This is a genomic window from Alteribacillus sp. JSM 102045 (assembly GCF_041949975.1).
Classification (GTDB): domain Bacteria; phylum Bacillota; class Bacilli; order Bacillales; family Marinococcaceae; genus Alteribacillus.
In genome coordinates, this window is record NZ_JBHFQG010000005.1 from 1 (window position 1) to 26,336 (window position 26,336).

Below are 26,336 nucleotides of genomic sequence, written 5' to 3' on the forward strand. Positions count from 1 at the left end.
ACCCTCATTACCACTTCCTGCATTCAACGGAAGGATTTGGTGGTCTTTGATAACAAAAAATTTTTTAAAGAAACTTTATTACCTTTTAACCACTGGTATATCAACCTTTCCGGAGGGAGTCTACGTGTATTTCAACTGTTAACAAACAGTGTTTTTCCATGTAGAAAAACAACAATCTATTAGAAAATAGCCCTTTTAACAAAGGTTTTTCTTGGACGTCTCAAGATATTTCTAAATAATGATCTTAGGATCATATGGGTAAGAAAAGCTACAGTATATGAATAAGACAGATGAGATTGATGCGTTTGTGATAGCCGATTATATGCGTTTCGGCCGCAATACCATGTCGATCGTCAAAGAAAGTCAGTATGTCACTCTTCAGCAGCTGACCAGATCCCGTTATCATCTCATCAAAACGATGACGAACAAAAGCGCAAGCGCCCTGGTCAGCCTCGACAGGTAAATGTTCTCCAGTCACTAAAGGCGCTCTTACTTCAACAGGATGTGGTGACTTCTGCGTTGCACTTTCGTCGCCAAAAACGCCACGTCCTGTGGCATTGGCGACATTAGCACGTCCTGTGCGTCGACGTGTGCGTCTTTAGCAGAAGGTAACCAGTACTTACGGTATTACTTAGTTGAAGCCGCCAACTCTGTACATAGGAAAGTACCGGAATACCAGGCATATTACGTGAAAAAATTCGGAGAAGTACCAAAACATCAACACAAACGAGCTCTCGTTCTAACTGTAAGAAAACTAGTGCGTCTGGTGGATGCGCTACTACGCAATCACCAACTATTTTCGCTAGAGAGGGGCGTGAATATATGACGTGAAGCCGTCATAGCATAACCTCTCATTACCAATTTATTACTGGTCTAGTTTCTTGCGCTCTTTTTTCGCAAAAATGACCTTTGACATCTTCATTTCTCATTAATCTTTTATTGACATATCACCGCAGGTCTTAAAATCGATTAATACTTTCCCCGCTTTTCCGGAAAGCGCCGTCTCAAATGCTTTTTCATAATCAGCAAATGGATAAACTTTGGAAACCACGTGAGAAAATTGTTTTGGATAATTTTTAAGAAATTCAAGTGCGCGTTCAAAATCTTTTGGGAAGTCATAGATGATCGAACCAAACACCGAAACATCACTGCGCACCATTTTGTTGGCATCAATACTTACCGGCTCACCGGTAATCCCAATTGCGAGTATATTCCCTCCTGGCTTCACTACGTCAAACGATTGTGCAATGGTTTGGGGAACTCCTGCTGCTTCCACCACGTGATCATATTCTTCTCCTAAAATCCCTGGAAGACCGGCTTCGATATCTTCATGCACATCCATTAGTTTTAATTTTTCTTGATTAATATCTATGGCAATAACATCTGCCCCTAATAGATTTGCTAATATGGCAGAAAGCATTCCTTCTGTGCCGCACCCCAGCACAGCGACGGTATCTCCCTCCTCAATCGTTACGTTTCGGAAGGCATGAACGATAACCGCAAGCGGTTCAATTAGTACAGCTAGTTTGCCGTCCATCTCTTGTGGAATGGGCAGAAGATTGGTGACAGGAACATCAATAAAGCCAGTAAATCCGCCATTTTTTGTTACCCCTAACGTTTGTTTGTTACGGCAGATATTTCTTTTGCCTTTTTTGCATAAATCGCATTCACCGCATGAAAGGTTGGGCTGTACCACTACCTTTTGGCCCTGGGTGAAAACTCCCTTATCATCTGCTTCCACTACCGTGCCGTATAATTCGTGCCCCATTACAATAGGGTAATTGGCATGCGCCAGCTTCCCTTTATACACACTCAAATCACTTCCGCATATTCCGCCGTACTCTGTTATTACTCTGGCATGCCCTTTTGCTACCTTCGGCTTGATAGCAACTGATTCCCTATTAAATGTGTACGGGCCGGTTATAACTAAAGACTGGCTAGCTGTCATCACTCAAATATCCCTCCAGCTGTTTTACGACTTCTATTGGGATCTGGCCTGGTGCGGAACTTTTGCTGCCGACTGCAAAAGTAAGAGCTGAGCCGAACTTCCATGCTACTAAACGGGTTAGGGCTCCATCTGCTCCCATAGACATGGTAATTACAGGAATATCAAGATCATTATGCGCGTTCTCTGTTATTTGAAGCACGGACAATACATTCGACATATTATTAGGCATCACCGCAAGCTTTCCAATATCTGCTTTATAAGACGAGGCTTTTTCCAGCTTGTTCAGCATTTCTTTCTCTGATGGTGTTTCGTTAAAGTCATGGAAAGAAAGGATAAGCTTTACGTCATGGTGCTGTGCAGCTTGCTGAATGTCCTTAATAGCTTCTTTTTCATTTTCTACTTCGTAATCAATAAGGTCTGCACTTTTCGTTTCGCACACCTTTTTCAATAGCTCTACTTTTGCCCTTTCATCAAGAGGGATCTCTTGACCGCCTTCTTTGATAGAACGAATTGTAAAAATCAGCGGAAGGTCTCCAAGCTTACTGCGCAAGCTAGAAGCTGTATTCACAACTGCATCAAAATCATTAATTTTCTCAAAAAAATCCACGCGCCATTCCACTACATCCGGCTGCTTTGTAACGACCGTCTCTGCTTGTTCTAACAATTCGGCTTCGTTTTTTCCAACTAATGCTGAGCACACAGTAGGCTTTCCACCTGCTAAGGTTGTATTTCGTACTTTTACTTCTTTTGAACCCATGCTATCCCTCCTCTTTAGCTATCTAGATGAACAATCATTTTCATTTCTGTCATTTCTTCTACGGCGAATCTCGGCCCTTCCCTTCCAATTCCGCTATTTTTTACGCCGCCATATGGCCAATGGTCAAGCCTGAAATTAGAAGTGCCGTTTACAACCACTCCCCCAACATCTAGAACTTTGGCTGCTTTTTTAACAACATCGAGACTGTTGGAAAAAATACCTGCTTGCAGCCCCGTATCTGAATCGTTTACCTCTTCTAGAGCCTCGTCAATGTTTTCAAACGGAATAATACTAACTACCGGTCCAAACACTTCTTCACAAACAACTTTTGCCTGTTTTTTTGGATTGAATATCACGGTTGGTTCTAAGGCAGCTCTGTTAATCGTACCTCCTGTCAAAATCTCGGCTCCCTGCTCTTTTGCTTCATTAATCCAGCTTTTGACTCTTTGAGCAGCCGATTCATTCACAAGCGTACCAACGTCTGTTTCGGGATCAAGCGGATCTCCTGTTTTCAAGGAGCTTACTTTCACTGTCAGTGCTTCACGAAAACGATACAGCACCGAGGTATGAACATAGATTCTTTGGACAGAAATACAGCTTTGTCCGGAATTGCTGAAGCCCGTTTTGGCACAAAGCGTACTGGCACGCTCAATATCAGCATCTTCATGAACAATCGTTCCAGCATTGCCCCCAAGTTCGAGCAGAACTTTTTTCATCCCCGCCCGGTAAGAAATATCTTTTCCACCTTTAAGGCCTCCAGTAAAGGAGATTACATTGGTACGGCTGTCTTCTACGATTTGTTGTCCTACTTCTACTCCTCCGTATACAACCTGAATCGCTTTGCTTGGATATCCAGCTTCAAGTAGCAATTCTACAAACGCAATGGCAATTAGAGGCGTTTGGGGAGCAGGTTTTAAAATAACTGTGTTACCTCCTGCAAATGCCGGGCCTATTTTATGGACCATTAAATTTAACGGTGCGTTAAAAGGTGTAATGGCAGCGATGACGCCTGCAGGAACACGGAAAGTCATGGCCGTAGCCTGTTCTCCTCTCGTTGACGCGTTCCCAGGAATAGTCTCGCCCGTTAGCCGTTTTGCTTCTTCGGCTGATTGTTCTAATGTTTCAAGAGATCTTGATACTTCATCTCTTGTATTTTTTAAGGTTTTTCCTAGTTCAGTAGATAAAAGACTAGCAAACTCTTCTTTTCTCTCTTCTAATAAAGAAGCGGCTTTCTTCAAGATAGCTGCCCGCTTGTGTGCTGGCAGATCCGCTGTTTCGTGTTTGGCTGCTTCTGCACTTTGCAGCGCTTTCTCTACATCATCCGGAGAAGCAGTCACTTGTTCTCCAATGATTTCCCCTGTATATGGATTTTCCACCGGAATCGTGTCTCTGTCTCCTGCCAGCCATTCTCCATTTACGAATAGTTTTGCTTGCTTTTTGCTCATCGTACTTCTTCACCTCCAGGAAGCTTTCGATCTTCAACACCTGTATATTTCACTAGCTCTTCATCATTTGGACAAGGACCTTTTACTAGTACTCCGGTCTGTATTTCTTCAAAGGCATGAGCTGCAATCCCCATACCGCGTGATAGAGCAAAGATACCTTTTGCTGCTTCAGCTGGAAGTCCCAGTTCACATTGGATCGCAGCTGCCACTCCGTCAATATTCATGGTGATTTGACGGTTCTTTTTCTCCGCGAGCTGACTGCGGTATTGTTCGGCTATGTCCAGATAAATGCCAGAAATCTCTTTTTCATCTACTAACGGCTGGGCTAAGTCATATAAACGATGTACACGGGGGTCATCATCATGCAGCTGGTGGCCAATCCCTGGAAGCTTTTCCTTTTTTTCAAGCATCTCATCAAGTTTTCTGTCTATGACTTGATGAAGATCCCTGCCAGTTTCCTGAGCTTCTTTCCAGGTGTCATATAGAAGCTTCATGCCTTTTTCTGTAGCTCCTCCGTGAGAGTCCCCTAACAAGTTGATTCCTGTTGCCACAGCGGAGTTAAAAGAAATGCCGCATGTAGCGGCCATTCGCCCCGCTGCGATTGAAGGAGCACGAGGACCGTGATCAGCCCCTGCAACTAAAACGCTTTCAAATAACTTAGACTTTTTCTTATTGAGAATGTTGCCGCATAATAGTAGATAAAGCATTTGGCCGTAAGAAAGATTCCCAATCAAATCTTCCATTTTATATCCTCGGATGTTTACTTCGTTCTTTTTAATTTGGCTAATTTCCGTGCTCCACCAGCCTTCTCCCTGCTTATAAGATTCAAGTGCACTTCTGCCAGACATACTGTACCTCCTTAATGTTCAGCCGCCTTATTGAATGGATATCCTAAGTAATTGGAAATTTCCATAGCCGCTGCTACCAGACTTGTCTTTAATTCAGGCAGTTCCTGCGGTTTAAAGCGGCTTGATGGTCCAGAAACAGATAATGCTGCTACGACCTTGCCGTTAATATCATAGATGGGAGAAGATGCAGCAGATGATCCTGCTTCTCTTTCATCTACACTAATGGCATATTTATCTTCCGTAATTATGTTAAGTTCTTCTTTTAAATCTGTTTTGTTCTTCTTTACAGGCTGTTCTTCCATTACTTGTTCTATAAATTCTTTTGACTGATGAGCAAGCAGCACTTTACCGCCGGCTCCTATAGTTAAAGGCAGCTTCTGGCCGATGCTGACCATATGTTTGACGGATTGAGTGCTTTCATATTGCTGAATGCACGTTCTGTGTGCTCCATCTAAAACATAGAGGTTTACCGTTTCCTTTGTTTGGTTTCTAAGCCGTTTCATCGTGGCTTCGGCTACCGACCGAAGTTCAATCGACTGTCCTGCTACGTGGCCAATAAAGTAAAGCTTCCGTCCGAGCCGGTATTTCGAGGTTACTGGGTCTTTTTCAACGAAATGATTAAGCTCCAGTGTGGCTAATAATCTTGTTGTCGTAGACTTTGCCAGCTCTATTTTGTTTGCTATCTCCGTGAGCGTTAGTTCGGGCTCATCAGCATGAAAGCAATTTAATATATCGATTGCTCTTTGCAGCGTACGTATTCCTTTTGGAGACTCGCTTTTTTCCAACATTACCCCTCCTTTTTTATCTGATGGAACTTATTTTCGTTAAATGGAACTTTGAATTCATTCTAAAATGCTTCGGTTATAACTTCAAGTATTTTTTGAAATTTAAAAATGTCATATTCCATTTTGGTGAAAACATCACTCCATTTCTGAATGACTAAATGATGATTTTTGTATTGATGGATGACATCCGTTTTGTTGTCTGATAGACTATTTGCAATTTTAAGTTCCGTTGAACAATACTAATTTCCATCAGGTGGTACAATTATATCTTTTAATGTATCCGTTTTCAACATTTAAAGATTTACATTACTTTTAAAATGAGGTAAAAGAAATGAAAGTAGCCGTATTAGGAATGAACCATGGCTATAAATTTGCAAGTAATGCAAAAACACTGCCGGTAGTAACCCTTTCTGCAGTCGCCGGAAATGATAAGTTATCCGAAAAAAGAGCAAAAGAACTGAGATTAGAAACCATTGGCCTTAATTATGGGGAAAACGTCTACCGTTAGCTGAGTAAAAACAAGAAATACAAACCGTGGAAGATATACAGGGATTAGACATTCAAACATTAGAAAATACCCTTCATATGAATTTATGGGAAAAGTTAGGTGCAATCTCCATTCCGATTCGTTATGGGGAGCTGTGTGTTGCATTAGGCACAGTGAATGGGCAAGAAAACCCGGTAGGAAATGTAGTGAACAGTACCTTTAATGAAGTACAGAAATATATCATTTATAATGCCAGTCCTTTTATGTTAAGTAACCTTTTTGGGATTCATTGAATGAGGAGGAAAAGAACCTTATCAAAACTGCAGCCGATGAGGTTAGAGATGGTTAAAGAGAACGAAATCGCAAGGAAAGTGAAGACAGCTTTAAATATTTGGAAGACAAAGGTGTAACAGTAACGGATCTGTCCGAAGAGGAACAGGATAAGCCGCGGGAAAAAGCTCAGCATGTATATGAAAACTATAGGGAAGCTTATGGCGGAGCAGTATTAGATAATATTCTTGATTCTCTCGAAGAATCCGAGTAACTCTCTTATTAAATGAGAGAAACAAAACAAGGGTAGCAATAAAATGGATAAACAGGTATATAGAAGAACTATTGTTAGTTGTTTTCTGTTCAGTAATGGTAATAGATTTCGCGCATTGAATATCTTTTTTGCAGTATTCATGTCTGCGCATGCATGGCGCACCACCCCTTGATCCCTTTTGGAATAGCCTCACCTCGAATTTTTTGGAATTTATTAATTTTTTTGATTTTAATAGTGACATTATTATGTTTGTCTGATACAATGCTTGTAACCAAAAGTTCCATATGACAATACGAAGTTCCACCTTACGGAATTTTACCAGGTATCTTATACCAGTATTTGTAACCGTTTTCACTAATTCAATGTTTCTTAACTAATAAATTTGGTGCTAGTGTACACTCCAAAATTAATTTTTTTGTTCATTTTTGAAGGATTTTGTCAAAGAAAGGAGGAATATGTTTTTGTTTGTTATACTTTAGTTCAAAATCTCAACAATATTAAATTATACATTATAAGGAGGATCTGTAATGATAAAAAATGTAAAACGTTTCGGTGCTGCACTTTTTTTAACACCAATGATCTTGCTTGGAGCATGCGGAGGAGGAGATGATAGTTCAGGAGCTTCTGGTGAAGAAGCAGCTGATTATCCAGAAAGAGACATTAAGGGTGTTATTCAATGGGGAGAAGGCGGAGCTACAGATAACATTTCACGCACGCTAGCCCCGCTTGCTGAAGAAGAACTCGGAGGTACCCTCGTCATGGAAAACCGTGAAGGTGCATCCGGCGCTACTGGGGCCCAATATGTATATGACCAGCCTGCAGACGGCTACACCCTGCTGTTTGGTGCTGAAAACCCTAACCTTTATCAAGTACTTGGCATTTCTGAAAGAGATTATTTAACAGACTTTAAGCCGGTTACTATTATCGGTCAAAGCTATGCAGGTATTGTAGTAAGAGAAGATTCCGAGTTTGATAGTTTAGAAGATTTAATTGATCACTCCAAAGAAAACCCAGGAGATATTACGATGGGAACCTCTGGTGAAGGCGGTCTTCCCCATGTAGCAAGTGCTATGCTTCAGGCTGAATTAGGCACAGAGTTTAACCAAGTTCCTTATGATGGAGATGGCCCGCTGGCTACGGCTTTATTAGGAAATGAAATTGATGCAACAGTTCTGGCTGTATCAGCAGCGCAAGAGTATGTAGAATCCGGTGACTTTAAAATGCTCGCGGTAATCAATGACGAGCCTTTAGATTCAGCTCCAGATGCACCAGCTATTACAGAGGAATATCCGGAATTTGAAAAATATTTACCTTGGGGACCATTCCAGGGAGTATTCGCACATAAAGACACTCCTAACGAAATTATGGACAAGCTGACAGAATCTTTTGAAGCTGCACAAGAAGACGAAGAATTTCAAGAAACTTTGGAAAACCTTGGTGTGAATCCATTAAATATAAATGGAGAAGAAGCAGTCGAATATCTGGAGCAAAACCAATCGACTTCTACATGGATGCTTTACGATGCAGGGGCCACAGAAACTTCTCCGGAAGAGTTTGATATTCCAAGAGTAGACGAGGAATAAATGGGAGACACCATAACATGAGAAAAAAGTGTAGAAATATTATAACGTATTTTGCCGTACTGCTTCCTATCTTCCTCGCAGCTTGTGGTAATTCAAGCAGTACTTCTGGAGAAGAAGCCTCTTCTTACCCTGAAAAAGATATTAACGGCATTATTATTTGGGGAGAAGGCGGTGCCACAGATAATATATCGAGAACGCTGGCCCCTCTTGTAGAAAAGGAACTAGATGGGTCCCTGGTTATGCAGAACAAAGAAGGGGCCTCGGGCGCTATTGCAACTCAATACGTCTACGACCAGCCCGCTGATGGATACAATCTGTTGTTCGGAGCTGAAAACCCCAATTTATATCAAGTGCTAGACATCTCTGATAGAGATTATATGAACGACTTTACACCGATAAGTATTTTCGGACAAAATTTCGGAGGCCTTGTTGTACACAAGGACTCCGAATTTGAAACCATTGAAGATGTTGTTGATTTTGCAAAAGAAAACCCCGGCGAACTAAATATGGGATACTCCGGTGAAGGAAGTCTTCCTCATGTAGCTGGTGCGATGCTGCAAGCCGAATTAGATACCGAATTTAATTATGTTCCTTATGATGGAGACGGACCACTGGCTACTGCTTTACTAGGTAAAGAAGTAGATGCTACCGTTCTTTCCGTTTCAGCCGCTCAGGAGTATGTAGATTCAGGAGATTTTCGTATGCTGTCCGTCATTAACGATGAAGCAATAGAAACAGCAGAAGATGTTCCGCCAATCACGGATTCTTACCCTGAATTTGAAAAGTATTTCCCGTGGGGACCTTTCCAGGGGGTATTTGTTCATAAAGATACACCGGAAAGTATTGTGCAAAAATTAACTGATGCTTTTGAAACGGCTCAGGAAGATGAGGAATTTCAACAAACTTTAGAAGATCTCGGTGTCGTTCCGCTTAACATAAATGGAGAAGAAGCCAAAGAGTATGTGGATAAAAACCGCTCTACTTCCGCTTGGATGCTGTATGATGCTGGAGCTGCTGAAAGATCTCCAGAAGAATTTGACATTCCTAGAGTAGACGAGGACTAAAACAAGGAGAGGAACAACCATGTATTCATTCAAATCATCGCTCCCTGGCATTATGATGGTTATCGTAAGTCTTCTAGTATTAAGCCAAGCTTTTATGATGGAAAACCAATCGATTACTGATCCGGCAAGCGGGAGCTTTTTACCAGCTCTTATTGCTCTCATCATGCTGGCTGCCGGAATCATCACGATTTTTAAAGACGGCCGCCAGCGTGCCTCTTCTGCCCATATGGAGGAAGAAGAAAACTTTAAAAAAGACGATTCAATAAACAAAACTTCTGAAGCTGACACTTTCACTAAGCAAGATTATAAATTAATCCTACTCTATTTCTGTTTGGTTATTGCCTTTGTCCTTATACTTCCGATCATTTCCTTTTTTCCTGCTGCTTTTCTATTTTTAGCAGCAAGTATGTTTTTTCTTAAAGGTGTATCCTGGCTTCTTAATATCACCATCTCTTTAGGAACCGTCGTGGTTATTTATTTTTTATTCTCAGAATTATTCAATATTGTGTTTCCATAAGGAGAATGCATCATGGACATTCTACAACAATTTATGACACCATTTATAAATATAGAACTTCTGATTTTAGTAGCTGCCGGCACACTGGCTGGTATTTTTGTGGGAGCGATTCCGGGGCTTTCGGTTACGATGGCCGTTGCCCTCCTGCTCTCGCTTACTTATTCTTGGGATATGCTTCCAGCACTCGCACTAATGCTTGGAATCTATTACGGCGGTGTGTTCGGCGGTTCGAGAGCTGCCATTCTAGTGAATATGCCAGGCTCACCATCTTCGGTAGCTACCTCCTTTGACGGCTTTCCTCTCTCTCAGCAGGGAGAAGCGCGGATGGCTTTAACGTTGACAACGATTTTCTCTTTTGTTGGCGGGATGGTTGGCGTTGCTGTATTAGCAACTGCTGCTCCCCTTGTATCTACGATTGCCATCCAATTCGGTCAGAGGGATTACTTTTTGCTTGCAATGCTCGGCCTTTTATTGATAGGAAGTCTAAGTCAAGGTTCGATGGCCAAAGGGGTCTTTGCCGCAGGAGCCGGCATCATTTTAGGCCTGGTCGGTATGGATTCAATCGGAGGCGGCAGCCGATTCACCTTTGGTTCGCTTCAGCTTATGAACGGTATTAATTTTGTAACAGCTATTTTAGGGCTGTTTGGTATGTCAGAAATTTTATACCAGCTGAAAACATTAAACGAAAAAGGGCAAACGGTAACCTTAAAGAAAATGGTGTTTCCCCCGCTTCGTGTTCTGTTTCGATTTTTGCCGCTCTCCTTACGCGTGTCTATTATGGGTGTGTTAATTGGTGCCCTTCCTGGTGCAGGCGGAGAGATCGCCGCCCTTCTTTCTTATGATCACGCTAAACGAACGACCAAGAAGCCAAGCCGGCCCTTTGGAAAAGGGGCATATGAAGGGGTCATTGCACCGGAAGCCGGTAACAACTCTGCGATTGGCGGTGCTCTTATTCCTTTGCTGACGCTCGGAATTCCCGGGGATGCGGTAACGGCTATTTTCATTGGGGCCTTGTTTATTCACGGACTTCAGCCTGGCCCGATGCTGATGGAACAAAGCGGGGACTTGTTTTGGGTCATGGTCGGCTCCTCTGTCCTGGCTAATATCTTTTTACTTATTTTTGGTTTACTGGTTGTAGGTATTTTTATTCGAGTTGTTACGATTCCAAAACAAATCCTGCTGCCGATTATCGCTGTTATTACCGTTATTGGGGCATATGCCTTAAACAACAACATGACGGATGTATACTGGATGCTTGGATTTGGTATTGTTGGTTTCTTTATGAAAGTTCATAACTTTTCAGTCGCCCCTCTTGTCTTAGGGCTCATTTTAGGGCCGCTGATTGACACATCATTCCGGCGGGCTTATATGGCTTCTCAAGGGCCATCTGAATTTTTAATAGGGTTTGTGAACTCCCCTATCAGCATTCTATTAACGATAGCATTTGTGTTTACTATCTTTTCGCAGACAAAAATGTACAGCAGAATGAAACAAAAGATCGTTTAGAGCCCTCCTCCCCCCTTTTATCATATTAAATGATAAAGGGGGGGTTTTGCTTAAAACATCGCTTAATTATACAGATTTTGTCGTACATACGATATGGGATTGATTCTTCTTTGATTACAATCGAACTAACCGAAACAACAGCCAGCGAAAATATGGAAGAAATCCTTCCAATTTTAAATAGATGGAAGCAGCAAGGTATCCAGATATCTCTCGATGACTTTGGGACCGGTTACTCTTCTATGAATTATATCGGTGAAATCCCACTGTATTTTGAAAATAGATCGTTCGTTTATTAGAGATTTACCGGTAGACTGTCCAAAAGCTTCTATTACAAAAGCAACTATCTCTCTTACCCATGATCTAGCATACAAGTGATCGGAGAAGGAGTAGAAACAGAAGCACAATTAAAATGGCTGAAAGAGAAAGGCTGTGATATAGCGCAGGGCTTTTTTAATTGGAGGAAGCAGGAAAACGAGTGTTCCTTTTTTAAAAATGCTGCGATAACCCATCCGCCGGCGCTTAGAAACTCTTTCATTATATGTTAAGCTAGTTCTAAAACAAGGATTGGCGGTGGACTGATGAGTACAGGCCGAAACGAACTGTGTCCATGCGGAAGCGGAAAAAAGTACAAAAAATGCTGCGCTGATAAAGTGACAACGCTCACTTATACGAAAGAAGAAATTTTAGTTGTTCAACTGCAAATGTTTGAGTATGTTACGGATCATTACTTTATGGAGCTGAGAGATTATTTAGCCTTAATAGCAGGAGATAAAGCTTCAAACTCCCTTTCAAGCGACGATTACCGAACCCTCTCCATAATGGCAGCCGCCCATTGGGTTTTTGACAAAAGAAACCAAGAGGAAAACGGATTGATAGACGAGATCATCTCCCTGCCTTTTTGGAAAGTAAAACAGCGCCGTTTGTTGGAAGCCTGGCAGGAAACATCCCTTTTTTCTTTGTATTTGATTGAGGAATGGGGCGAAAAAGAATTACTGGTGAAAGATATGATGAGCGGAGAAAAACTACATGTGGAGACTCCTCCGGACTTCGCGAACGGCCCGCGGGGAATTTGTTTTCTCAGCCTCGTTCCTGTTCAGCACCTCTGGTTTATGTTTGGAATGCCCTATTTTATTTCGCCCTACGGTGAAAATGTGAATTCAGAAGCTTTTGACGGGGTTCAAAAATCTTTAGAAGGCTTAATCAACTTAGCAAAATCAGTTTCATTTGAAGATCCGTTCTTTGCATTCATGGAAAAATATTTTTCTTTATTCCGGGTTGACGAAGCGAAGACTGAAGAATTCAATGTTGATGCGGATTTAACCCCAGAAGAAAATCAAGTGATGACTGTCTTTACCAAGCATGCCAGTCAAGAGCTTCAAGAGGCGGGAGGTATAGAAGAAGCAGAAAAAATCTGGAAATCTTATTGTAACGTTGCTGTCCCAATCATTAAAAAACCTGCAGCATATGCGGCCACTCTCGAGTATTTTATCAGTAATGATGTATTGTCTATTTCCGGTGCTACCCAAAAAGCACTTGGTAAAAAATACGGCGTTTCTCCTAATACTATTTCCAAACGTGTACAGGATTTCGATAACGCTCTAATGGAGTACGAAATTCGCACAGATGTATTGGGGCCGCCTGACCCTCACCCTGAGGAAAGCAGATTAGTGATGGAACGCCATTTGTTCATCTTGCATAAAGAAATGCAAAGGCTTGGACTTTCTTCCGCAGAGGAAATCCAGGCGTTTCAACAAGAGTTTGATCCAGAAAAAGCCAGGACCGATCATTGGCCTGAGGGCGATAGAGTGCAGCTGATGTTATATGACGCCATGCTTGCCCCTGACCTTTCGGAAAAAAACCGTTTGATTCAAAAGGCACTCAAGCTGGATGAAAATCAACCCGATATCTACAGACAGCTGGCTGCTCTCACAGAATCTGAGGAAGAAGCACTGGAGTGGTCCAGAAAAGCAGTGGAAGCTGGCCGCTCTTCTCTTGGAAAAGAGGTTTTCGAAGAAGAGAAAGGACATTTCTGGAGTATTCTGGAAACACGCCCGTTTATGAGGGCTTTGCAGCAGTATGCTTCTCTTCTGGAAGTGTATGATTCTAAGCAAGCGGAAGAACTTTACGAAGAAATGCTCGAGCTTAACCCGATAGACAACCAAGCTATACGTTATCAACTTCTCTCTCTGTATATTATGCACAGTGAATATGGGAAAGCAGATGCATTAATAGACAAGTACCCAGAGGAAACTACCTTTTGGCTGTTTCACCAGGCTCTCCTCGAATACTTGTACAATGGTTTATCAGAAAAATTAGAGACAAAACTGAAAAAAGCTGAAAAAGAAAATCCACATGTCATTGATTTTATTTTGAACGACAATAATATTCCACAGGAACTTTTCATGGCACCGATTGAATTTTATTCTCCCGGAAGCCAAGAAGAAGCCTATATATATGTGGAGGATGCAATGTTTTTTTGGCAGGATCAGCAAGAACTTATGGATTATTTGAAAGCACGGGCAGCACAAAACTGATCATCAACCTAACTTCAATAACATGCTGAAATATTTTGACAATATTTAAAATAGATGATGCAGTTACTTACAATTACATAGGAAGTCCACTAGGGGCGCTTTTATAAGCTGAGATAAGGAAATATTCCTTGGTCCCTTAGAACCTATACCAGCGGAGGGAAGTGGAGACGGCTTGCTCGTTTTGCATAACAGGTAATATATCCTTTTATACTTCTATATTTTCATGACAGAACCGCTCCATTTCCAGGGCGGTTTTTTGTTTGGAAAATAAGAACGCGGCGGCCCCCCAAAATCAAAACCGTTCTCTTCCAGCCCCGGAGGTTCGGCTTCCTTGTTCAATTATAAGACCTGCGGTGATATGTCAATAAAAAATTAATAAGAAAATGAAGATGTCAAAGATCATTTTTGCGAAAAAAGAGCGCAAGAAACTAGACCAGTATTAAATTGGTAATTACTGGATGGTGCGAGAGGTTATGCTATGACGGCTTCACGTCATATATTCACGCCCCTCTCTAGCAAAAATAGTTGGTGATTGCGTAGTAGCGCATCCACCAGACGCACTAGTTTTCTTGCAGTTAGAACGAGAGCTCGTTTGTGTTGATGTTTTGGTACTTCTCCGAATTTTTTCACGTAATATGCCTGGTATTCCGGTACTTTCCTACGTACAGAGTCGGCGGCTTCAACTAAGTAATACCGTAAGTACTGGTTACCTTGACGCGTCAGAGAAGTATCCTCTGCCGTAAACCGGCCGGATTGATGGGTCCGCCAATAGAGGCCAGCGTATTTCGCCACTTTCGTTTCATCGTCAAATCGTTCAATTTGACCGATCTCGGCAATGATACCGGCAGCGAAGACCGGACCGATACCGGGAATGGATTCCACCGTTTGGGTGAGTCCATGATCCGTTTAATGGTTTTATCGATTTCTTTCACTTGGCGTTGGAGAGAGCGAATGACCTCTATGGAGGTGCCTAATAGGACATCCAGTGAATCTTCGACGACCTTGTCCTATCGATAAGATGAACGTTCGGCTCGTTGAATGGCTGGGCATTTTATTTCAAGACCCGGAAACGCAGTTTTGTATGCTGACCGTTGAGGATGAAATTATTTTTGGGTTAAAGAACCTAGAGCTGTCTAAAGCAGAAATGGAAAAAGATTGCAGGAAAGCTTGGAACTGACCGGCTTGACCAGCCTGCGCCACTCCCCTTTAAACACCCTTTCCGGCGGCCTGAAACAAAAGCAGCCATTGCTTGTCTTCTAGCCATGGACGCCGAAACGATCATACTCGATGAACCAAACGCCAACCTTGATCCAAAAAGCACGGAAGACGTCCTTCAATTATGGACCAACATTGCTTCTCGAAAAAATAAAACACTGCTTTTTATCGAACACAAATTAGATCATCTTTTATCCGTCATTGACCGTGTCATTGCGATTGTCGAGAAGGCGGAGTCATTGCAGACGGTTCTCCGCGTGAAGTTTTTAAAACGTACACCTCTCAACTTGAAAATGAAGGCATTTGGATTCCGGACGTTGTAAAACAGCTTTACAGCTCGAGCATCAGGGTAAAAATGTCTGGGATCAGCTGCCTCTAACGTTAAACGAATGGGAAAAAGAATGCGTGGACAAAAGATTAGAAAAACAGACCAAAGCTCCGGCGGAAACAGAGAAAGACCGGTCCTCTTCCCCATTTATTGAGGCTGAAAATCTTTCGTTTACTTACCGTGGCAACGAAGCACTATCTCACGTAAACTTTTCTTTCTACCCAGGAGAATTTGCAGCTTTAGTGGGCTCTAATGGAGAGCTGGGAAAAGCACGCTGGCAAAAATGATTTCAGGTATTCACTCTCCCACTGACGGAATTCTAAAGCATCGTGGTCGGGAAGCGAGCAGCATATCAGAAAACGAGCTACGTTTTTCTAAACCCAGAGCATCAATTTATATGCGATACCGTAGAAGACGAGCTTTCATACGGATTGAAAATCAGCGGAACGGATGCGCAAGTGATCAAAGCAAAAGTGGAAGAGCTGCTGGAGATGTTTTATCTCACGTCCAAACGAAATGAAAATCCGATCTCTTTAAGCCAGGGGCAAAAACGCAGATTGTCCGTAGCAACCATGCTTACGAGCGAACAGGAAATTCTCATTTTAGATGAACCGACATTTGGTCAGGATGAAGCAAATACGAAAGCGCTTATTGAATTACTTCAAAAGCTTCATCAAAATGGAAAAACTATTTTAATGATTACCCACGATATGGAACTTGTCTATCACTACGCTCTCTTATTATTGGATGGGGGCAGTGTAAAAATACGAAGGTGCAGTTTCTGGTTTTTTTGAAGAAAAAGAGCTTCTCGAAAGAGCCTCTATCAAGCAACCAATAACAAGAAAACTTTCGAAGTGGCTTCCTGCCTTTGAAAAGGAGAAGATCACATGTTAGAAGCTTATCAAAAACAAGACCGTTTTTTGCAGAATGTGAATTCGGCTTTGAAACTAGCAAGTGTATTAGTCATCATTGCATTTATGATTCCTGTGTTTGATCCATGGACACCGCTGCTTCTTTTTGGTATTACCACTGCTATGATTATTGGGCTCGGCGGCATTTCGCTTCGGTTTTTACTACTTTTGCTTCTGCCATTTATGTTATTTGCTTTCAGCTTTGTTTGGATCCAAGTCGTTTTCCCGGAGGAACGCGGCGAGACCATTCTGTTTTCCATCGGAAGCATGCCAGTGGCTTTGGAAAATGTGCTTACCGGTGTTTCGCTTGGAATGCGCACGCTTGTGTTTGCCTCCTGGTCCCTGTTATTTGTTTTAACGACCGAACCAACTAATTTATTCTCAGTTTAATACAGCAATGCAAGCTGCCACCCCGCTTTGGCTATGGAATGATGGCAGCTTACCGTTTTCTGCCTGCATTTCAGCAGGAATTGCAGCAGATTCGGACGGCTCATAAAATAAGAGGATTGGGAGAAGAGCGCAAGTGGGGAAATTTCAAACGTTATTTTATCCCGCTTATGGCGAGTACCATCCGAAAAGCAGAAAGAACAGCAATTGCCATGGAGTCTAAAGGATTTGACGGAAGCAGAGATCGGCAGTTTTACCGGCAAATTACCTGGAATCGAAGAGACGCCTGTTTTGCAGCGTTGTTTGTGTTCGTGCTTGCCGGCGTTTTTCTTGTTCGAGGATCCATTAGTTAACAAATACTATCCGAATGGGGCGATTTACTTGCCGATTGTGCGATAATACTAACCAACTCAAGCCGATACTTTCCAAAATCTATCCAAATCCAAACAAAGGGCCAGGCCCACTCCTCTCCCTCTGTCTCCTCCAAAAGTTATTCACCAGTTCCTGCATCTGATTCATTTAAGCTACCACCGGAATAAACAACATATCCCCTCATTTTTAATTTAGTTCACCCTCTAACAGTTTTTTATATTTTAAAAATATTACAATTGTGTTACATTATGATAAACGAGGAATATTAAATTAACGTTTAACATATTAATTTATAGTAAATATTAATAATAACTGAATTTTGTGTATATTTAAGAGGTTACATTAAAATGGAGGGGAGAAATATGTGGAAGAGTCTCTTGCTTTTTTTAAAACCTAAGCGGACATGGCATGACTACAATACGTTCGAACGTAAAATGTGGGTGCAGCTTTTTGATAGAAAAAGATTAGAGCTGCAAAAACATTTTGATGATACGATAGAATGCTGCCAGGCAGCTAAACGCTATGCTGACCGTCAAATGAGGGCATTTGGCTAGTTATTCTTTTTTCTAAACTTTAGTTTTACAATAAAATAAAAAAACTCATCAAGCATAAACTTGATGAGCTTTTCCAGTGTTTTTTACAGCTTCACCCAATTATCTGTAGGGGTTCCTCACAAAAAGCTTGCAGCTAAGAAGTATACCGGCATGGTGATATAAAAAGTGTCTAATTTCTCTCCTCCAAACACGCACGAGTTTACTTGAGAAGCCGGTACTTCCACTTTCCTCCAAACGTTTTCCTGTCTCGGGGTTCCACCTGCTCACTTTCCAGCCTCTGAAATGCGCAATCCACGGCTTACCCTCTGTATCAATTTCATTCCATCCGGACTGCCTTTATCTTCAAAAAAAGTAATAATAGTTCTAGAGATATCTCCGCTGTCGAGATCATAATCAAAGGCATTGACTTTTTTTGTTACGGTACCGATATAGTACATCGTTTTTCTGTTAAGGCTCCATGCTAAACCGTTGGATATATATACTTACTCCGTCCACTTTTGTTGTAATCTAAATCAAACGTTTGATTAATAGCTGTGTTCGGCTCATACCGGTTTATTTTTTTCCTAAAATATCGCCCCGGTACAGAACCCCTATTTTCTTCATCCCAGCTGGGTCCTTCTCCTAAGCTGGCTTTTGCATCGAGCACGAGTTCTGCTTGTTCTTTCTCTCCTTTTACACAGAAATAACATGCTTCGGTGTTTTCCCCAGTACCCCGTCAACACACTGCTTCGCTGCATCTACGTACATCGCATGTCTTGTTTCATGGGTTGCTGTGCCAAGATGTGGGAGCGTTACAACTTGGTCCATTTGAAGAAGCGGATTGTCAGAGTCTACCGGTTCTTTTTCAAACACATCAAGGCCTGCTGCGTTTATCCACCCTTCTTGCAGTGCGCGTATTAAATCTTCTTCCACCACGACCGGGCCGCGGCCTCCGTTTAAGAAAACCGCATCATGTTTCATTTTTTTAAATTCTTCAGCACCGATCATTCCACGGGTTTCATCCGTTAACGGTGTAAGAAGCATAACAATATCTGATACCTCCAGCAGTTCATCAAGCTCGGCGTAAATGGCACCCGTCTCTTGTTCTGCTTCGGGTTTTTTGCTTCGATTATGATACATAACATCCATATGAAAACCCAATGCCGCACGGCGGGCGACTTCTTGGCCAATTCGGCCCATCCCAATGATGCCAAGCTTTTTGTGATGCACATTGGTTCCAAAATAATCAGAGTTTAATGGTTTTTTCCAGTTTCCTTCCTTCACCAGCTTATCTAATTCCGGCATGCGCCGGCAAGTTGCAATCATAAGTCCAATCATCGTGTCCGCCATAGTTTGAATAAGAACATCAGGAGTATGAGTTGCAGTTACTCCTCTACGTGTAATAGCTTTCATATCCAGGTTGTCATATCCAACCGAGACATTACTGACTACTTTTAAGTTCGGAGCATGATCAAGTAGGTGATCATCCACTTTCAGACCCGCTCCGTATAAGCCGTCTGCTTCCTGTAAGTATTCATAAAACAATTCTTTTTGTTTTCTAGGCCTGGCTATTTTCACGTCACAATGTTCTTCCATTAAAGCCAAAACATCCTCCGGTGGTTCAACGTAAGACAATATCATTGGCATGATGTAAAGCCTCCTTTGTTATCAGCAAAAAAATTAAAAATTATATGACAGAAACGTTCTATATGTTAGTTTCACCTTTCATTTCGCCTTAAACTCTCCTTTTTCCTGCTAACGAAAAAACTTCAATCACTTGTTTGAGTGCGTACACAACGGGAATGAATGTATAAATCCTAAAGAAGAGGTGATCTTAGATGGAAGCGAACGAAGGATGGAGCGATAAAGTAAAAGGAGCTGTAAACCGCGCTAAAGGGGAAACAAAAGATCAATTAGGCAACGCAGCAGACGATCCTAAGCTTCAAAGAGAAGGAAAAGTTGACAAAGTAAAAGGGAATATCCAGGAGAACATTGGAGATCAGAAAAAGAAGGATGAACAAAAGCGCAAGCGCCCTGATCAGCCTCGACAGGTAAATGTTCTTCAGTCATGAAAGGCGATCTTTGCCTTTCATGACTGGAGGTTATTAAACCCCGAGAGGCTGGGCGCTGAAGCTAGACGCGGATCAAACAATATGAAGATAGTTATCCACAACTTGTAAAAACATAATTTCCTAAACAATAAAAAATACAGGTCAGGCTCGCGAGAAAAATGTTTCTCCGGCCTGCCTGCTTTTGTTAAACCCTCGCAGAAGTGAGTCCATTAATAAACGCTATACTTTCCAGAGCTATTTTTTCTTTATCATTATCTAACGTTGCTACATGGTAACTTTCCTCCATCAGAATCAGCCGTTTGTCCTCCGATGAAAGGTTATCATAAATCAATTTACTGTTTTCAGGAGGCACTACATGATCTACATCAGAAACGAAAATCCTTGCAGGGACCTGAATCTTTGATAATTTCCCTCGAACTTCTTTCATTAATTGCTGAATATCCCCGAGAGATTTCACCGGTGTTTTTTCGTAGGTGAGCTCTTTGACTCCTTCTTTTTTAATGTCAGAGCCAATCGCATCTAAATATCTAGTCTCAGGAACCTTTTCCGGACTCATCTCAGGAATTTCAATGGCAGCGTTAATCAAAATGATCCCTTTTGTATTCGGATACTGTTCTGCTAGATGTAAGGTCAGCGTTCCTCCCATCGACAGCCCTGCTATATAAATATCATCACAAGTTTCCTTTAGAAAACGATAGCCTTCTTCTACCGTTTCACACCATTCTTTATAGGTGGAGCGTTCCATATCCTCATAATGGGTGCCATGGCCTTTCAGGCGCGGACCAAATACCGTAAATCCAGCCTGGTGAAAACTTTCTCCCAGAGGGCGCATGCTTTGCGTCGTTCCAGTAAAACCATGAATAACTAACACTCCTGTTTTATCACCTTCAAAGTAGAAAGGCTCTGCTCCATCCATTACCGGGTATTTTTCTTTCATTTTCTCACCTTCCCCCCATAATCTCCCCTCTTTCCTTCTTTATTGATAAACGACATTCCTCTCATTTTTAACTTTTTTTGTAAAATAGATCTTTTTCCTTATTGTTTTACAAATGGAAAATAATGAACTTCTTTGAAAGGGCAATAGTGAAAAATTGGCTCTGTTCCCGTATCCCGCCAGTGCATATCATGGACAAGACCATGCATTTCAATTTCTGCTTCAGCACGGCGAAGCTGCCATGGGTCATGGGAAATAGGTCCTTTGTACACCTTGATTCCTCTAGTCGTCCAAAGACAATAACGTTCGGTGAGCCAATGAGCTAAATCATCAGAAGACGCTTGAAACGGTGAACCTTGAGGCCGGTAGCGAGCAAAAAAAGAACATGGCTGAAATCCTTTGCTGCTTCGGCGGCTCAAAAAGTGAATCCAGTCTCCACTCGATGATTTAGTCATGTGTGCACGCCTGTAGGGCAGCGACAGCATAAATCGCGCCACCCCTACTACTAAAGAATGGTTTGCATCCAAGCTTAAAAAATATACGCCCGGTTCACCTTTATATGTCACATAGGTTCTAACATTTAGTTCAGCAAAATTGGTGAATGGCAGTGGTGCCGTTGTTCCTCGCAGGTGAAAGTTAGTTCCATAAAAAGGAACGACACTGAGCCAAGCCTGTCCGTCAAATGTCTCTATTTCAAATGCAGCCGGAACATGCATTCGTAATTGGTGCAATGGGACCGGCCAATGTACAAACAATAAATCACTCCATGTTTGCCGGGCAATCCATTTTTGCTCTCCCATTTTCTCCACCTCCTGTGGTTATTTCTATTTCCCTCTCTTTTATTTTTTAGACAAAAAAGCCGGCCCTTATAGCGACCGACTATTTTTTTCAATTTCTTTGACTTTATCTTTAGAAATATGCCAGCCATGGTCCTCTATAATCGACCGGGCTATCATCGATCCAAATGTAAGCAGCACGCCTGCTCCAATAACAACGAATGGAGGAATAATCGGGGAATCAAAATTCAGCAAAATCATCCCAAATCCCCACCAAAACAACCCAAATGCTATGAGAAATGGCAAAATAGAAGGGTTTGGCATATGGATATCTACCACTGGTTCAGCTGGTTTCATGTAGCCTTCCCCGTGAACTTTTTCATAAAACCAGGGGTCAATGGAACGTACTTGAGGCACCTGGGCAAAGTTGTATTCTGGAACCGGAGAAGGAATAGACCACTCTAGTGTGCGCGCATCCCATGGATCTCCCACCTCTACTCGTTCTCCTTTAAATGCTGAATAAATAACGTTTATCACAAGCACCAGTATAGCTGCTGTCATTAAGAAGGTACCCATGGTAGAAATAAAATTATAGGTGTCAAACCCTTCACCTGCTCTGTACGTAAAATAACGGCGCGGCATTCCGATTAAACCAAGAATATGCTGAACAAAGAACGTCATATGAAAACCAACGTACATGAGCCAGAACATGAGCTTCCCCAATGTTTCATTCAATTTATGACCAAACATTAATGGATACCAATAAAACAACCCAGCAAATATACCAAGAATGATACCGCCAATAAAAATGTAATGAAAGTGAGCAACAACAAAATACGTATCATGATAAAGATGGTCTACAGGAGCCATGGCAACCATTACTCCGGTGACCCCGCCTAGTACAAACGTTGGGACAAAGGAAGATGCACACAGCATCGCTGTATTGAACGTAATTTTGCCGCCCCACATCGTAAACAACCAGTTAAATACTTTTACACCGGTCGGTACGGCAATGGCAAAAGAAGCGATCGCGAAAACCGAGTTGGTGATAGGCCCGAGACCAACTGTGAACATATGGTGAGCCCATACCATAAATCTGAGAAATCCAATTAACAACGTAGCAAACACCATTGCCGTATAACCGAATAAACGCTTCCTGGAAAAAGCAGGGATCACTTCTGAAAGAATACCAAATGCTGGAAGTACGAGTATATACACCTCAGGATGGCCAAAAATCCAAAATATATGCTGCCAAAGGACAACACTGCCACCCTCCTCGACTTGGAAAAACTGCCCTCCGAAAAGGCGGTCAAGCATAAGCATTGCTAACCCTGCAGCAAGGGGAGTAAAAGCAAACACGATCAGCATAGAGACAACTAACGTCGTCCAGCAAAAAAGCGGCAAGCGCATCATTGTCATTCCCGGCGCCCGCATATTAACGATGGTAACAATGAAATTTATAGCCGAAATAAGGGTCCCAATCCCACTCACCTGTAAGCCGAGCGCATAAAAATCCATTCCTAAATTGCCATATTCCCTCGTTGATAACGGCGTGTAAGCAAACCATCCTGCATCCGGACCGCTTCCGAAAAACCAGCTGACACTTAAGAGCAAACCACCAAAAAAGAATATCCAAAACGCGAGAGCATTTACAAATGGAAAAGCTACATCCCTCGCACCAATTTGAAGGGGGACGACAAAGTTCATAAACGCAAACAACAATGGAGTAACCGCTAGAAACAGCATGACCGTTCCGTGCATCGTAAGAAGTTCATTATAAGTTTGACCAGTCAAAAGCGTATTTTCTGGATATATCAGCTGGACCCTCATTAAAAAGGCCATAAAACCAGCTTTTATGAAAAAAAAGGTCCCCGCAATTAAGTATAATATTGCAATTTTTTTATGGTCGACTGTGGTCAGCCAGTCCCAAAGCACACTTTTCTGCTTTTTATATTCTACTTCTGTCTCTGCCATATGTTCGTCATCCTCCCGGGCGGTGAAGTTTTCTGTTTTGTTAAACAGCACCGGCTTCATTATTTCCATTCGGAAAAAAGGATATACGGGAAATGACATTTTGTGGTGTTTTGGTTTGGTGTGTTTTTAACCATTTATCGGTACGTAAAATTTTATATACACCTATTTTTATGATTTATGATAAACTTTTTACAGGATATGCACCACTTTTTCTTCCTTATGCATATACAGCTCCAGTAGCACTCCAGCAACGGACACTGGTTCCTTTATTTCTTAAAAAATCCATCTTTTTGGTGTTTTCGCGGACCTAGGTTCCGTTATTTATCTAAAATCCTAGTATTTTCGTTGATTTAGCAGCTAATAACGGAACCAGGGTCCGCCTTGCCCAGCGTAACGGAAGGTACACCCTCTTGCTTCTTTATTATTTTACCCATTATTCATGTGTTCATTTCAGTCTTCATCATCCAAATGATCTTCTATTGTTTGTTCATCCATTTGATGCATCATATCTTCATGATCCATATGCTGCATCATCTCCATGTGAGCTCCGTGGTCTTCCTTTTGAAACATCAAAAACTTCCATTAAATTAAATCCCCACACGGCTGGAGCAAATAAAACATTCAAAGCACTTCCCACGACAGAGACTTAAATCATTAAAAAAGAGAGCGTTCCGTTTACGGCGCACCCTCTTCCTTTATACGAATTTTTTTACTGCTGCCTGCAGGGATTGAATGAATTTTATTTCTACCTGAATGTCTAAAGCATGAAGGCGCTGTGCCTGTTTTGGATGAATACCGGTAACAACTACTTCTTTGCCCATGTATTGAAGGGATTTGAACAAATTTTTAAAGCCAGTTAGTCCTTTTCGATCGATGTGTCCCATTGCTGTGAAATCTATTAATATAATATACATTTCATCCAAATGAGCACTTTTTAAAATATGGTCTTTCATGACCGTCATCTTGTTTTCATCGATATCTCCGAATAAAGGAACCAGCGCCACTTCTTCTGTCATTTCAATAAAAGGGGCAGACAATCGGTTGTTTTCTGCCAACACCTCTTCTACTCTTTCTTTTTCTTTAAAGAATTCCATGTTGGTTTCCTGAAGCCTTGTTCGCAGCGAGTTTAAACGACTAGTTACTGTCATAATAGCCTGGTCTTTTTTGATGACAAGGACTTCACCGTGCAGCTCGCTGTTCCAGCCTGCGTAAAGATCTGCTAAAAGGACATCCCCGGTTTTTGTTACGATATTTATTTCAAGCGAAGTCTCCTCTACATCCGGGTGTATCATCTGTTCGACCTTGGCACGGCTTTGTTCCTCTATGATTTCCAACAAGGAAAACGGCTCACCAAATGTTTTTGCCACCTCTGAAGAATACTCTAAAAATATATAGATTTTTATCTATTTTAAAAATAGGGACCGGTAGCGTTCCGTTAACTTGTTACATTGATGTCTCTTTCTCCTTTTATAACTATTCTCAAGCCAGTAATGTAAATCCCTCAGGTTTCGTATGACGATGACTTGGCTAGATGCTTCTAAAGAAAAATCATAGTGACTTGCCATCCGACCGCCAATTAATATGATCGGCCTGCAGTCCGTTTCGGCAAAAGCTTTAAACACAGAAGCTGCCATTTTCAGTTGTTCTTCTTCTCCACACCTATCAGCATGGTTTTTCCTTTACCCGCAGAGTCTTGCTTTGCCAATCTATCTTCCACTCAAAATCATGTAAAGCTGTAGCTAAATGTTCATCCGCCACTGATATTTTATTTAATTCCCATAGTTTTCCTATATGATACATAGCAGGAGCAATGAAATCTTCATATAAAGAAAGACGGTCATCTTTTTCTTTTTAATGATGCTATTAGCCTAAAGCATCTTTATCATTACCAGCTAAGAAGAGGTCCAATCTATTTGCTATTCTTTAGAGTTTATATATGCTTTTTCGAGGCAGACAAGATACTCAGATCTTCCTTTGGCTCCGCTTTTTCAGGAACAGCGTTTAGAAGCCTTTCATAATTGTCGATAACTACATTTCTGCTATTAAGTATACTTCCAAGCCATGTTGTGTAATCTATAAAAAATCCAATATCCTCTAATTAATATGCCGTTTCTAGATGATTTAAATAATGATACTTATCTTCCTCTATTCGTTTGTAACCATTTCCCCCGAACTTTTCCCATAAAAAAGGGTAAAGTTCCAATTATTTTAATATATTCTATTTCTGAAACCATTAAAAGCAGCTTGCCATAATTATCAAGCAAGCTGCAGGGATAATATATTAATATTATTGCGCTTCTTTAACAGTTAACATTTTTACAGAGCATGGGGAAAGGTCTATCTTTACCACGTCATAGAAGGCTCTCGCCTGTTCTTTTGATTCAAACATAACCACCGGCTTCTCTGGGTTTTTCACGTACGATTCCAGCCCTACTTCATTACCGTCCTGATCTACAGCAATAATCATGTACTTTTCCAATCCGTTCTGTTCTGTTTTCATTGATCATCAAACTCCTTTCCATTCTCACATTCGATATGCTTTTCTAAAAACGTTTTAATCGATGATGAGCTGGCTTCCCCTTTATATACCCTTGCTCGTTTTCTCCTTGTTAAAAATTTTAACATCCAAGTATTCGACTACATCTTTTTCTTTTGAAGAAATGATTTTGACGTTGAGATCATCGCTTCTGCAATGATCGTATTTATTTAATAGCGCCTGGTAATAGGGTTTTTCTTGATACATGTTATCTTCATCAGAAAAAAGAAGCAGCGATGTTTCATCTTCCAGATTTTTTATCATGGCGGGAGCTGCTTAA

The 26,336-nt window shown here is 41.6% G+C and carries 28 protein-coding genes and 6 pseudogenes; 19 read left to right on the forward strand and 15 right to left on the reverse strand.

What is annotated here, in order from left to right:
- The first annotated feature begins 277 nt into the window (after positions 1-277).
- Positions 278-463 carry an IS110 family transposase gene (locus ACE1TI_RS04900; RefSeq protein WP_375006468.1) on the forward strand — a complete coding sequence of 62 codons (186 nt, stop codon included), beginning with the start codon at positions 278-280 and terminating at the stop codon, positions 461-463.
- Positions 464-607: 144 nt separating this feature from the next.
- A pseudogene (locus ACE1TI_RS04905) lies at positions 608-826 on the forward strand (IS110 family transposase); the annotation flags it as partial.
- Between the two features lie 102 nt (positions 827-928).
- On the opposite strand, the gene ACE1TI_RS04910 reads toward ACE1TI_RS04905, so the two are convergent.
- The 5 genes from ACE1TI_RS04910 to ACE1TI_RS04930 are packed head-to-tail and all read right to left on the reverse strand — an operon-like array spanning position 929 to position 5,786.
- Positions 929-1,948 (reverse strand): zinc-dependent alcohol dehydrogenase, encoded by a 1,020-nt coding sequence (locus tag ACE1TI_RS04910; protein ID WP_375006632.1) that lies wholly within the window; start codon positions 1,946-1,948, stop codon positions 929-931.
- Positions 1,938-2,705, reverse strand: a complete 768-nt coding sequence (aroD, locus tag ACE1TI_RS04915) for a type I 3-dehydroquinate dehydratase (RefSeq protein ID WP_375006469.1) — start codon at positions 2,703-2,705, stop codon at positions 1,938-1,940. The genes ACE1TI_RS04910 and aroD overlap by 11 nt, the downstream gene beginning before the upstream one ends.
- Positions 2,706-2,719: 14 nt before the next feature.
- Positions 2,720-4,150: an aldehyde dehydrogenase family protein gene (locus tag ACE1TI_RS04920; protein WP_375006470.1), complete on the reverse strand. Its 1,431-nt coding sequence runs from the start codon at positions 4,148-4,150 to the stop codon at positions 2,720-2,722.
- Positions 4,147-4,998 carry a citryl-CoA lyase gene (locus ACE1TI_RS04925; RefSeq protein WP_375006472.1) on the reverse strand — a complete coding sequence of 284 codons (852 nt, stop codon included), beginning with the start codon at positions 4,996-4,998 and terminating at the stop codon, positions 4,147-4,149. The genes ACE1TI_RS04920 and ACE1TI_RS04925 overlap by 4 nt, the downstream gene beginning before the upstream one ends.
- A gap of 11 nt (positions 4,999-5,009) precedes the next feature.
- The gene (locus tag ACE1TI_RS04930) at positions 5,010-5,786 is read right to left on the reverse strand and encodes an IclR family transcriptional regulator (RefSeq protein ID WP_375006473.1); all 777 of its coding nucleotides are present in this window, start codon (positions 5,784-5,786) and stop codon (positions 5,010-5,012) included.
- 328 nt (positions 5,787-6,114) lie between these two features.
- On the opposite strand from ACE1TI_RS04930, the gene ACE1TI_RS04935 reads away from it, so the two are divergent.
- The 9 genes and pseudogenes from ACE1TI_RS04935 to ACE1TI_RS04975 all read left to right on the forward strand — a co-directional run bounded on the left by ACE1TI_RS04935 (position 6,115) and on the right by ACE1TI_RS04975 (position 14,018).
- Positions 6,115-6,291, forward strand: a complete 177-nt coding sequence (locus tag ACE1TI_RS04935; protein ID WP_375006474.1) for a hypothetical protein — start codon at positions 6,115-6,117, stop codon at positions 6,289-6,291.
- 17 nt (positions 6,292-6,308) lie between these two features.
- Positions 6,309-6,563 (forward strand): type 2 periplasmic-binding domain-containing protein, encoded by a 255-nt coding sequence (locus ACE1TI_RS04940; RefSeq protein WP_375006633.1) that lies wholly within the window; start codon positions 6,309-6,311, stop codon positions 6,561-6,563.
- Between the two features lie 98 nt (positions 6,564-6,661).
- Positions 6,662-6,814 carry a hypothetical protein gene (locus tag ACE1TI_RS04945; protein WP_375006475.1) on the forward strand — a complete coding sequence of 51 codons (153 nt, stop codon included), beginning with the start codon at positions 6,662-6,664 and terminating at the stop codon, positions 6,812-6,814.
- 527 nt (positions 6,815-7,341) lie between these two features.
- The gene (locus ACE1TI_RS04950) at positions 7,342-8,397 is read left to right on the forward strand and encodes a Bug family tripartite tricarboxylate transporter substrate binding protein (RefSeq protein ID WP_375006476.1); all 1,056 of its coding nucleotides are present in this window, start codon (positions 7,342-7,344) and stop codon (positions 8,395-8,397) included.
- Positions 8,398-8,414: 17 nt separating this feature from the next.
- Positions 8,415-9,461 carry a tripartite tricarboxylate transporter substrate binding protein gene (locus ACE1TI_RS04955; protein ID WP_375006477.1) on the forward strand — a complete coding sequence of 349 codons (1,047 nt, stop codon included), beginning with the start codon at positions 8,415-8,417 and terminating at the stop codon, positions 9,459-9,461.
- 19 nt (positions 9,462-9,480) lie between these two features.
- Positions 9,481-9,978, forward strand: a complete 498-nt coding sequence (locus ACE1TI_RS04960; RefSeq protein WP_375006478.1) for a tripartite tricarboxylate transporter TctB family protein — start codon at positions 9,481-9,483, stop codon at positions 9,976-9,978.
- Positions 9,979-9,990: 12 nt separating this feature from the next.
- A complete protein-coding gene (locus ACE1TI_RS04965; protein ID WP_375006479.1) occupies positions 9,991-11,484 on the forward strand; it encodes a tripartite tricarboxylate transporter permease in 1,494 nt (497 codons plus the stop codon).
- 29 nt (positions 11,485-11,513) lie between these two features.
- Positions 11,514-12,029 (forward strand): annotated as a pseudogene (locus ACE1TI_RS04970) (EAL domain-containing protein).
- A gap of 33 nt (positions 12,030-12,062) precedes the next feature.
- Positions 12,063-14,018 (forward strand): SEC-C domain-containing protein, encoded by a 1,956-nt coding sequence (locus ACE1TI_RS04975; protein WP_375006480.1) that lies wholly within the window; start codon positions 12,063-12,065, stop codon positions 14,016-14,018.
- A gap of 492 nt (positions 14,019-14,510) precedes the next feature.
- Here ACE1TI_RS04975 and ACE1TI_RS04980 read toward each other — a convergent pair.
- A pseudogene (locus ACE1TI_RS04980) lies at positions 14,511-15,070 on the reverse strand (IS110 family RNA-guided transposase); the annotation flags it as partial.
- Between ACE1TI_RS04980 and ACE1TI_RS04985 the strand changes: the two are divergent.
- The 7 genes and pseudogenes from ACE1TI_RS04985 to ACE1TI_RS05015 all read left to right on the forward strand — a co-directional run bounded on the left by ACE1TI_RS04985 (position 15,004) and on the right by ACE1TI_RS05015 (position 17,785).
- Positions 15,004-15,195: a hypothetical protein gene (locus tag ACE1TI_RS04985; RefSeq protein ID WP_375006641.1), complete on the forward strand. Its 192-nt coding sequence runs from the start codon at positions 15,004-15,006 to the stop codon at positions 15,193-15,195. The pseudogene ACE1TI_RS04980 and the gene ACE1TI_RS04985 sit on opposite strands and share 67 nt — an antisense overlap.
- A gap of 85 nt (positions 15,196-15,280) precedes the next feature.
- Positions 15,281-15,556, forward strand: a complete 276-nt coding sequence (locus ACE1TI_RS04990) for a P-loop NTPase family protein (RefSeq protein ID WP_375006481.1) — start codon at positions 15,281-15,283, stop codon at positions 15,554-15,556.
- Between the two features lie 82 nt (positions 15,557-15,638).
- Complete coding sequence (locus tag ACE1TI_RS04995; protein WP_375006482.1) at positions 15,639-15,848, forward strand: hypothetical protein; 210 nt, start codon at positions 15,639-15,641, stop codon at positions 15,846-15,848.
- Positions 15,845-16,355: pseudogene (locus ACE1TI_RS05000) on the forward strand (ABC transporter ATP-binding protein). Before ACE1TI_RS04995 ends, ACE1TI_RS05000 begins: the two are co-directional and overlap by 4 nt.
- A gap of 93 nt (positions 16,356-16,448) precedes the next feature.
- Complete coding sequence (locus ACE1TI_RS05005) at positions 16,449-16,862, forward strand: CbiQ family ECF transporter T component (protein WP_375006483.1); 414 nt, start codon at positions 16,449-16,451, stop codon at positions 16,860-16,862.
- Between the two features lie 41 nt (positions 16,863-16,903).
- Positions 16,904-17,212, forward strand: a complete 309-nt coding sequence (locus ACE1TI_RS05010; RefSeq protein ID WP_375006484.1) for an energy-coupling factor transporter transmembrane component T family protein — start codon at positions 16,904-16,906, stop codon at positions 17,210-17,212.
- A gap of 381 nt (positions 17,213-17,593) precedes the next feature.
- Complete coding sequence (locus tag ACE1TI_RS05015; RefSeq protein WP_375006485.1) at positions 17,594-17,785, forward strand: hypothetical protein; 192 nt, start codon at positions 17,594-17,596, stop codon at positions 17,783-17,785.
- A 116-nt stretch (positions 17,786-17,901) separates the two neighbouring features.
- On the opposite strand, the pseudogene ACE1TI_RS05020 reads toward ACE1TI_RS05015, so the two are convergent.
- Positions 17,902-18,261, reverse strand: a pseudogene (locus tag ACE1TI_RS05020) (SMP-30/gluconolactonase/LRE family protein).
- 196 nt (positions 18,262-18,457) lie between these two features.
- Complete coding sequence (locus tag ACE1TI_RS05025) at positions 18,458-19,414, reverse strand: 2-hydroxyacid dehydrogenase (protein ID WP_375006634.1); 957 nt, start codon at positions 19,412-19,414, stop codon at positions 18,458-18,460.
- 188 nt (positions 19,415-19,602) lie between these two features.
- Here ACE1TI_RS05025 and ACE1TI_RS05030 point away from each other — a divergent pair, with 188 nt between their 5' ends.
- Entirely contained in the window at positions 19,603-19,836 is a 234-nt protein-coding gene (locus ACE1TI_RS05030) for a CsbD family protein (RefSeq protein WP_375006486.1), read from the forward strand.
- Positions 19,837-20,020: 184 nt separating this feature from the next.
- Here the strand turns inward: ACE1TI_RS05030 and ACE1TI_RS05035 are convergent, their stop codons facing one another.
- The 7 genes and pseudogenes from ACE1TI_RS05035 to ACE1TI_RS05065 all read right to left on the reverse strand — a co-directional run bounded on the left by ACE1TI_RS05035 (position 20,021) and on the right by ACE1TI_RS05065 (position 26,320).
- A complete protein-coding gene (locus tag ACE1TI_RS05035) occupies positions 20,021-20,773 on the reverse strand; it encodes an alpha/beta hydrolase (protein WP_375006487.1) in 753 nt (250 codons plus the stop codon).
- 98 nt (positions 20,774-20,871) lie between these two features.
- Positions 20,872-21,570 carry a YqjF family protein gene (locus tag ACE1TI_RS05040; protein ID WP_375006488.1) on the reverse strand — a complete coding sequence of 233 codons (699 nt, stop codon included), beginning with the start codon at positions 21,568-21,570 and terminating at the stop codon, positions 20,872-20,874.
- 66 nt (positions 21,571-21,636) lie between these two features.
- Complete coding sequence (ctaD, locus tag ACE1TI_RS05045; protein ID WP_375006489.1) at positions 21,637-23,520, reverse strand: cytochrome c oxidase subunit I; 1,884 nt, start codon at positions 23,518-23,520, stop codon at positions 21,637-21,639.
- A gap of 695 nt (positions 23,521-24,215) precedes the next feature.
- Complete coding sequence (locus tag ACE1TI_RS05050) at positions 24,216-24,887, reverse strand: STAS domain-containing protein (protein WP_375006490.1); 672 nt, start codon at positions 24,885-24,887, stop codon at positions 24,216-24,218.
- Between the two features lie 295 nt (positions 24,888-25,182).
- Positions 25,183-25,341: pseudogene (locus tag ACE1TI_RS05055) on the reverse strand (B12-binding domain-containing protein); the annotation flags it as partial.
- Positions 25,342-25,807: 466 nt separating this feature from the next.
- The gene (locus ACE1TI_RS05060) at positions 25,808-26,020 is read right to left on the reverse strand and encodes a hypothetical protein (RefSeq protein ID WP_375006491.1); all 213 of its coding nucleotides are present in this window, start codon (positions 26,018-26,020) and stop codon (positions 25,808-25,810) included.
- A gap of 81 nt (positions 26,021-26,101) precedes the next feature.
- The gene (locus ACE1TI_RS05065) at positions 26,102-26,320 is read right to left on the reverse strand and encodes a hypothetical protein (protein WP_375006492.1); all 219 of its coding nucleotides are present in this window, start codon (positions 26,318-26,320) and stop codon (positions 26,102-26,104) included.
- Positions 26,321-26,336 lie beyond the last annotated feature (16 nt).

What these genes read in the sequence shown, in the direction of transcription:
- ACE1TI_RS05005 (WP_375006483.1), top strand. Translation starts at nt 16,449, where the DNA reads ATGTTAGAAGCTTATCAAAAACAAGACCGTTTTTTGCAGAATGTGAAT.
- ctaD (WP_375006489.1), bottom strand. Translation starts at nt 23,520, where the DNA reads ATGGCAGAGACAGAAGTAGAATATAAAAAGCAGAAAAGTGTGCTTTGG.
- ACE1TI_RS04955 (WP_375006477.1), top strand. Translation starts at nt 8,415, where the DNA reads ATGAGAAAAAAGTGTAGAAATATTATAACGTATTTTGCCGTACTGCTT.
- ACE1TI_RS04925 (WP_375006472.1), bottom strand. Translation starts at nt 4,998, where the DNA reads ATGTCTGGCAGAAGTGCACTTGAATCTTATAAGCAGGGAGAAGGCTGG.
- ACE1TI_RS05035 (WP_375006487.1), bottom strand. Translation starts at nt 20,773, where the DNA reads ATGAAAGAAAAATACCCGGTAATGGATGGAGCAGAGCCTTTCTACTTT.
- ACE1TI_RS04900 (WP_375006468.1), top strand. Translation starts at nt 278, where the DNA reads ATGAATAAGACAGATGAGATTGATGCGTTTGTGATAGCCGATTATATG.
- ACE1TI_RS05065 (WP_375006492.1), bottom strand. Translation starts at nt 26,320, where the DNA reads ATGATAAAAAATCTGGAAGATGAAACATCGCTGCTTCTTTTTTCTGAT.
- ACE1TI_RS04910 (WP_375006632.1), bottom strand. Translation starts at nt 1,948, where the DNA reads ATGACAGCTAGCCAGTCTTTAGTTATAACCGGCCCGTACACATTTAAT.
- ACE1TI_RS05015 (WP_375006485.1), top strand. Translation starts at nt 17,594, where the DNA reads ATGTGGAAGAGTCTCTTGCTTTTTTTAAAACCTAAGCGGACATGGCAT.
- ACE1TI_RS04930 (WP_375006473.1), bottom strand. Translation starts at nt 5,786, where the DNA reads ATGTTGGAAAAAAGCGAGTCTCCAAAAGGAATACGTACGCTGCAAAGA.
- ACE1TI_RS05060 (WP_375006491.1), bottom strand. Translation starts at nt 26,020, where the DNA reads ATGAAAACAGAACAGAACGGATTGGAAAAGTACATGATTATTGCTGTA.
- aroD (WP_375006469.1), bottom strand. Translation starts at nt 2,705, where the DNA reads ATGGGTTCAAAAGAAGTAAAAGTACGAAATACAACCTTAGCAGGTGGA.
- ACE1TI_RS05040 (WP_375006488.1), bottom strand. Translation starts at nt 21,570, where the DNA reads ATGGGAGAGCAAAAATGGATTGCCCGGCAAACATGGAGTGATTTATTG.
- ACE1TI_RS05030 (WP_375006486.1), top strand. Translation starts at nt 19,603, where the DNA reads ATGGAAGCGAACGAAGGATGGAGCGATAAAGTAAAAGGAGCTGTAAAC.
- ACE1TI_RS04965 (WP_375006479.1), top strand. Translation starts at nt 9,991, where the DNA reads ATGGACATTCTACAACAATTTATGACACCATTTATAAATATAGAACTT.
- ACE1TI_RS04935 (WP_375006474.1), top strand. Translation starts at nt 6,115, where the DNA reads ATGAAAGTAGCCGTATTAGGAATGAACCATGGCTATAAATTTGCAAGT.
- ACE1TI_RS04950 (WP_375006476.1), top strand. Translation starts at nt 7,342, where the DNA reads ATGATAAAAAATGTAAAACGTTTCGGTGCTGCACTTTTTTTAACACCA.
- ACE1TI_RS04975 (WP_375006480.1), top strand. Translation starts at nt 12,063, where the DNA reads ATGAGTACAGGCCGAAACGAACTGTGTCCATGCGGAAGCGGAAAAAAG.
- ACE1TI_RS05010 (WP_375006484.1), top strand. Translation starts at nt 16,904, where the DNA reads ATGGCAGCTTACCGTTTTCTGCCTGCATTTCAGCAGGAATTGCAGCAG.
- ACE1TI_RS04960 (WP_375006478.1), top strand. Translation starts at nt 9,481, where the DNA reads ATGTATTCATTCAAATCATCGCTCCCTGGCATTATGATGGTTATCGTA.
- ACE1TI_RS04920 (WP_375006470.1), bottom strand. Translation starts at nt 4,150, where the DNA reads ATGAGCAAAAAGCAAGCAAAACTATTCGTAAATGGAGAATGGCTGGCA.
- ACE1TI_RS04990 (WP_375006481.1), top strand. Translation starts at nt 15,281, where the DNA reads ATGGACGCCGAAACGATCATACTCGATGAACCAAACGCCAACCTTGAT.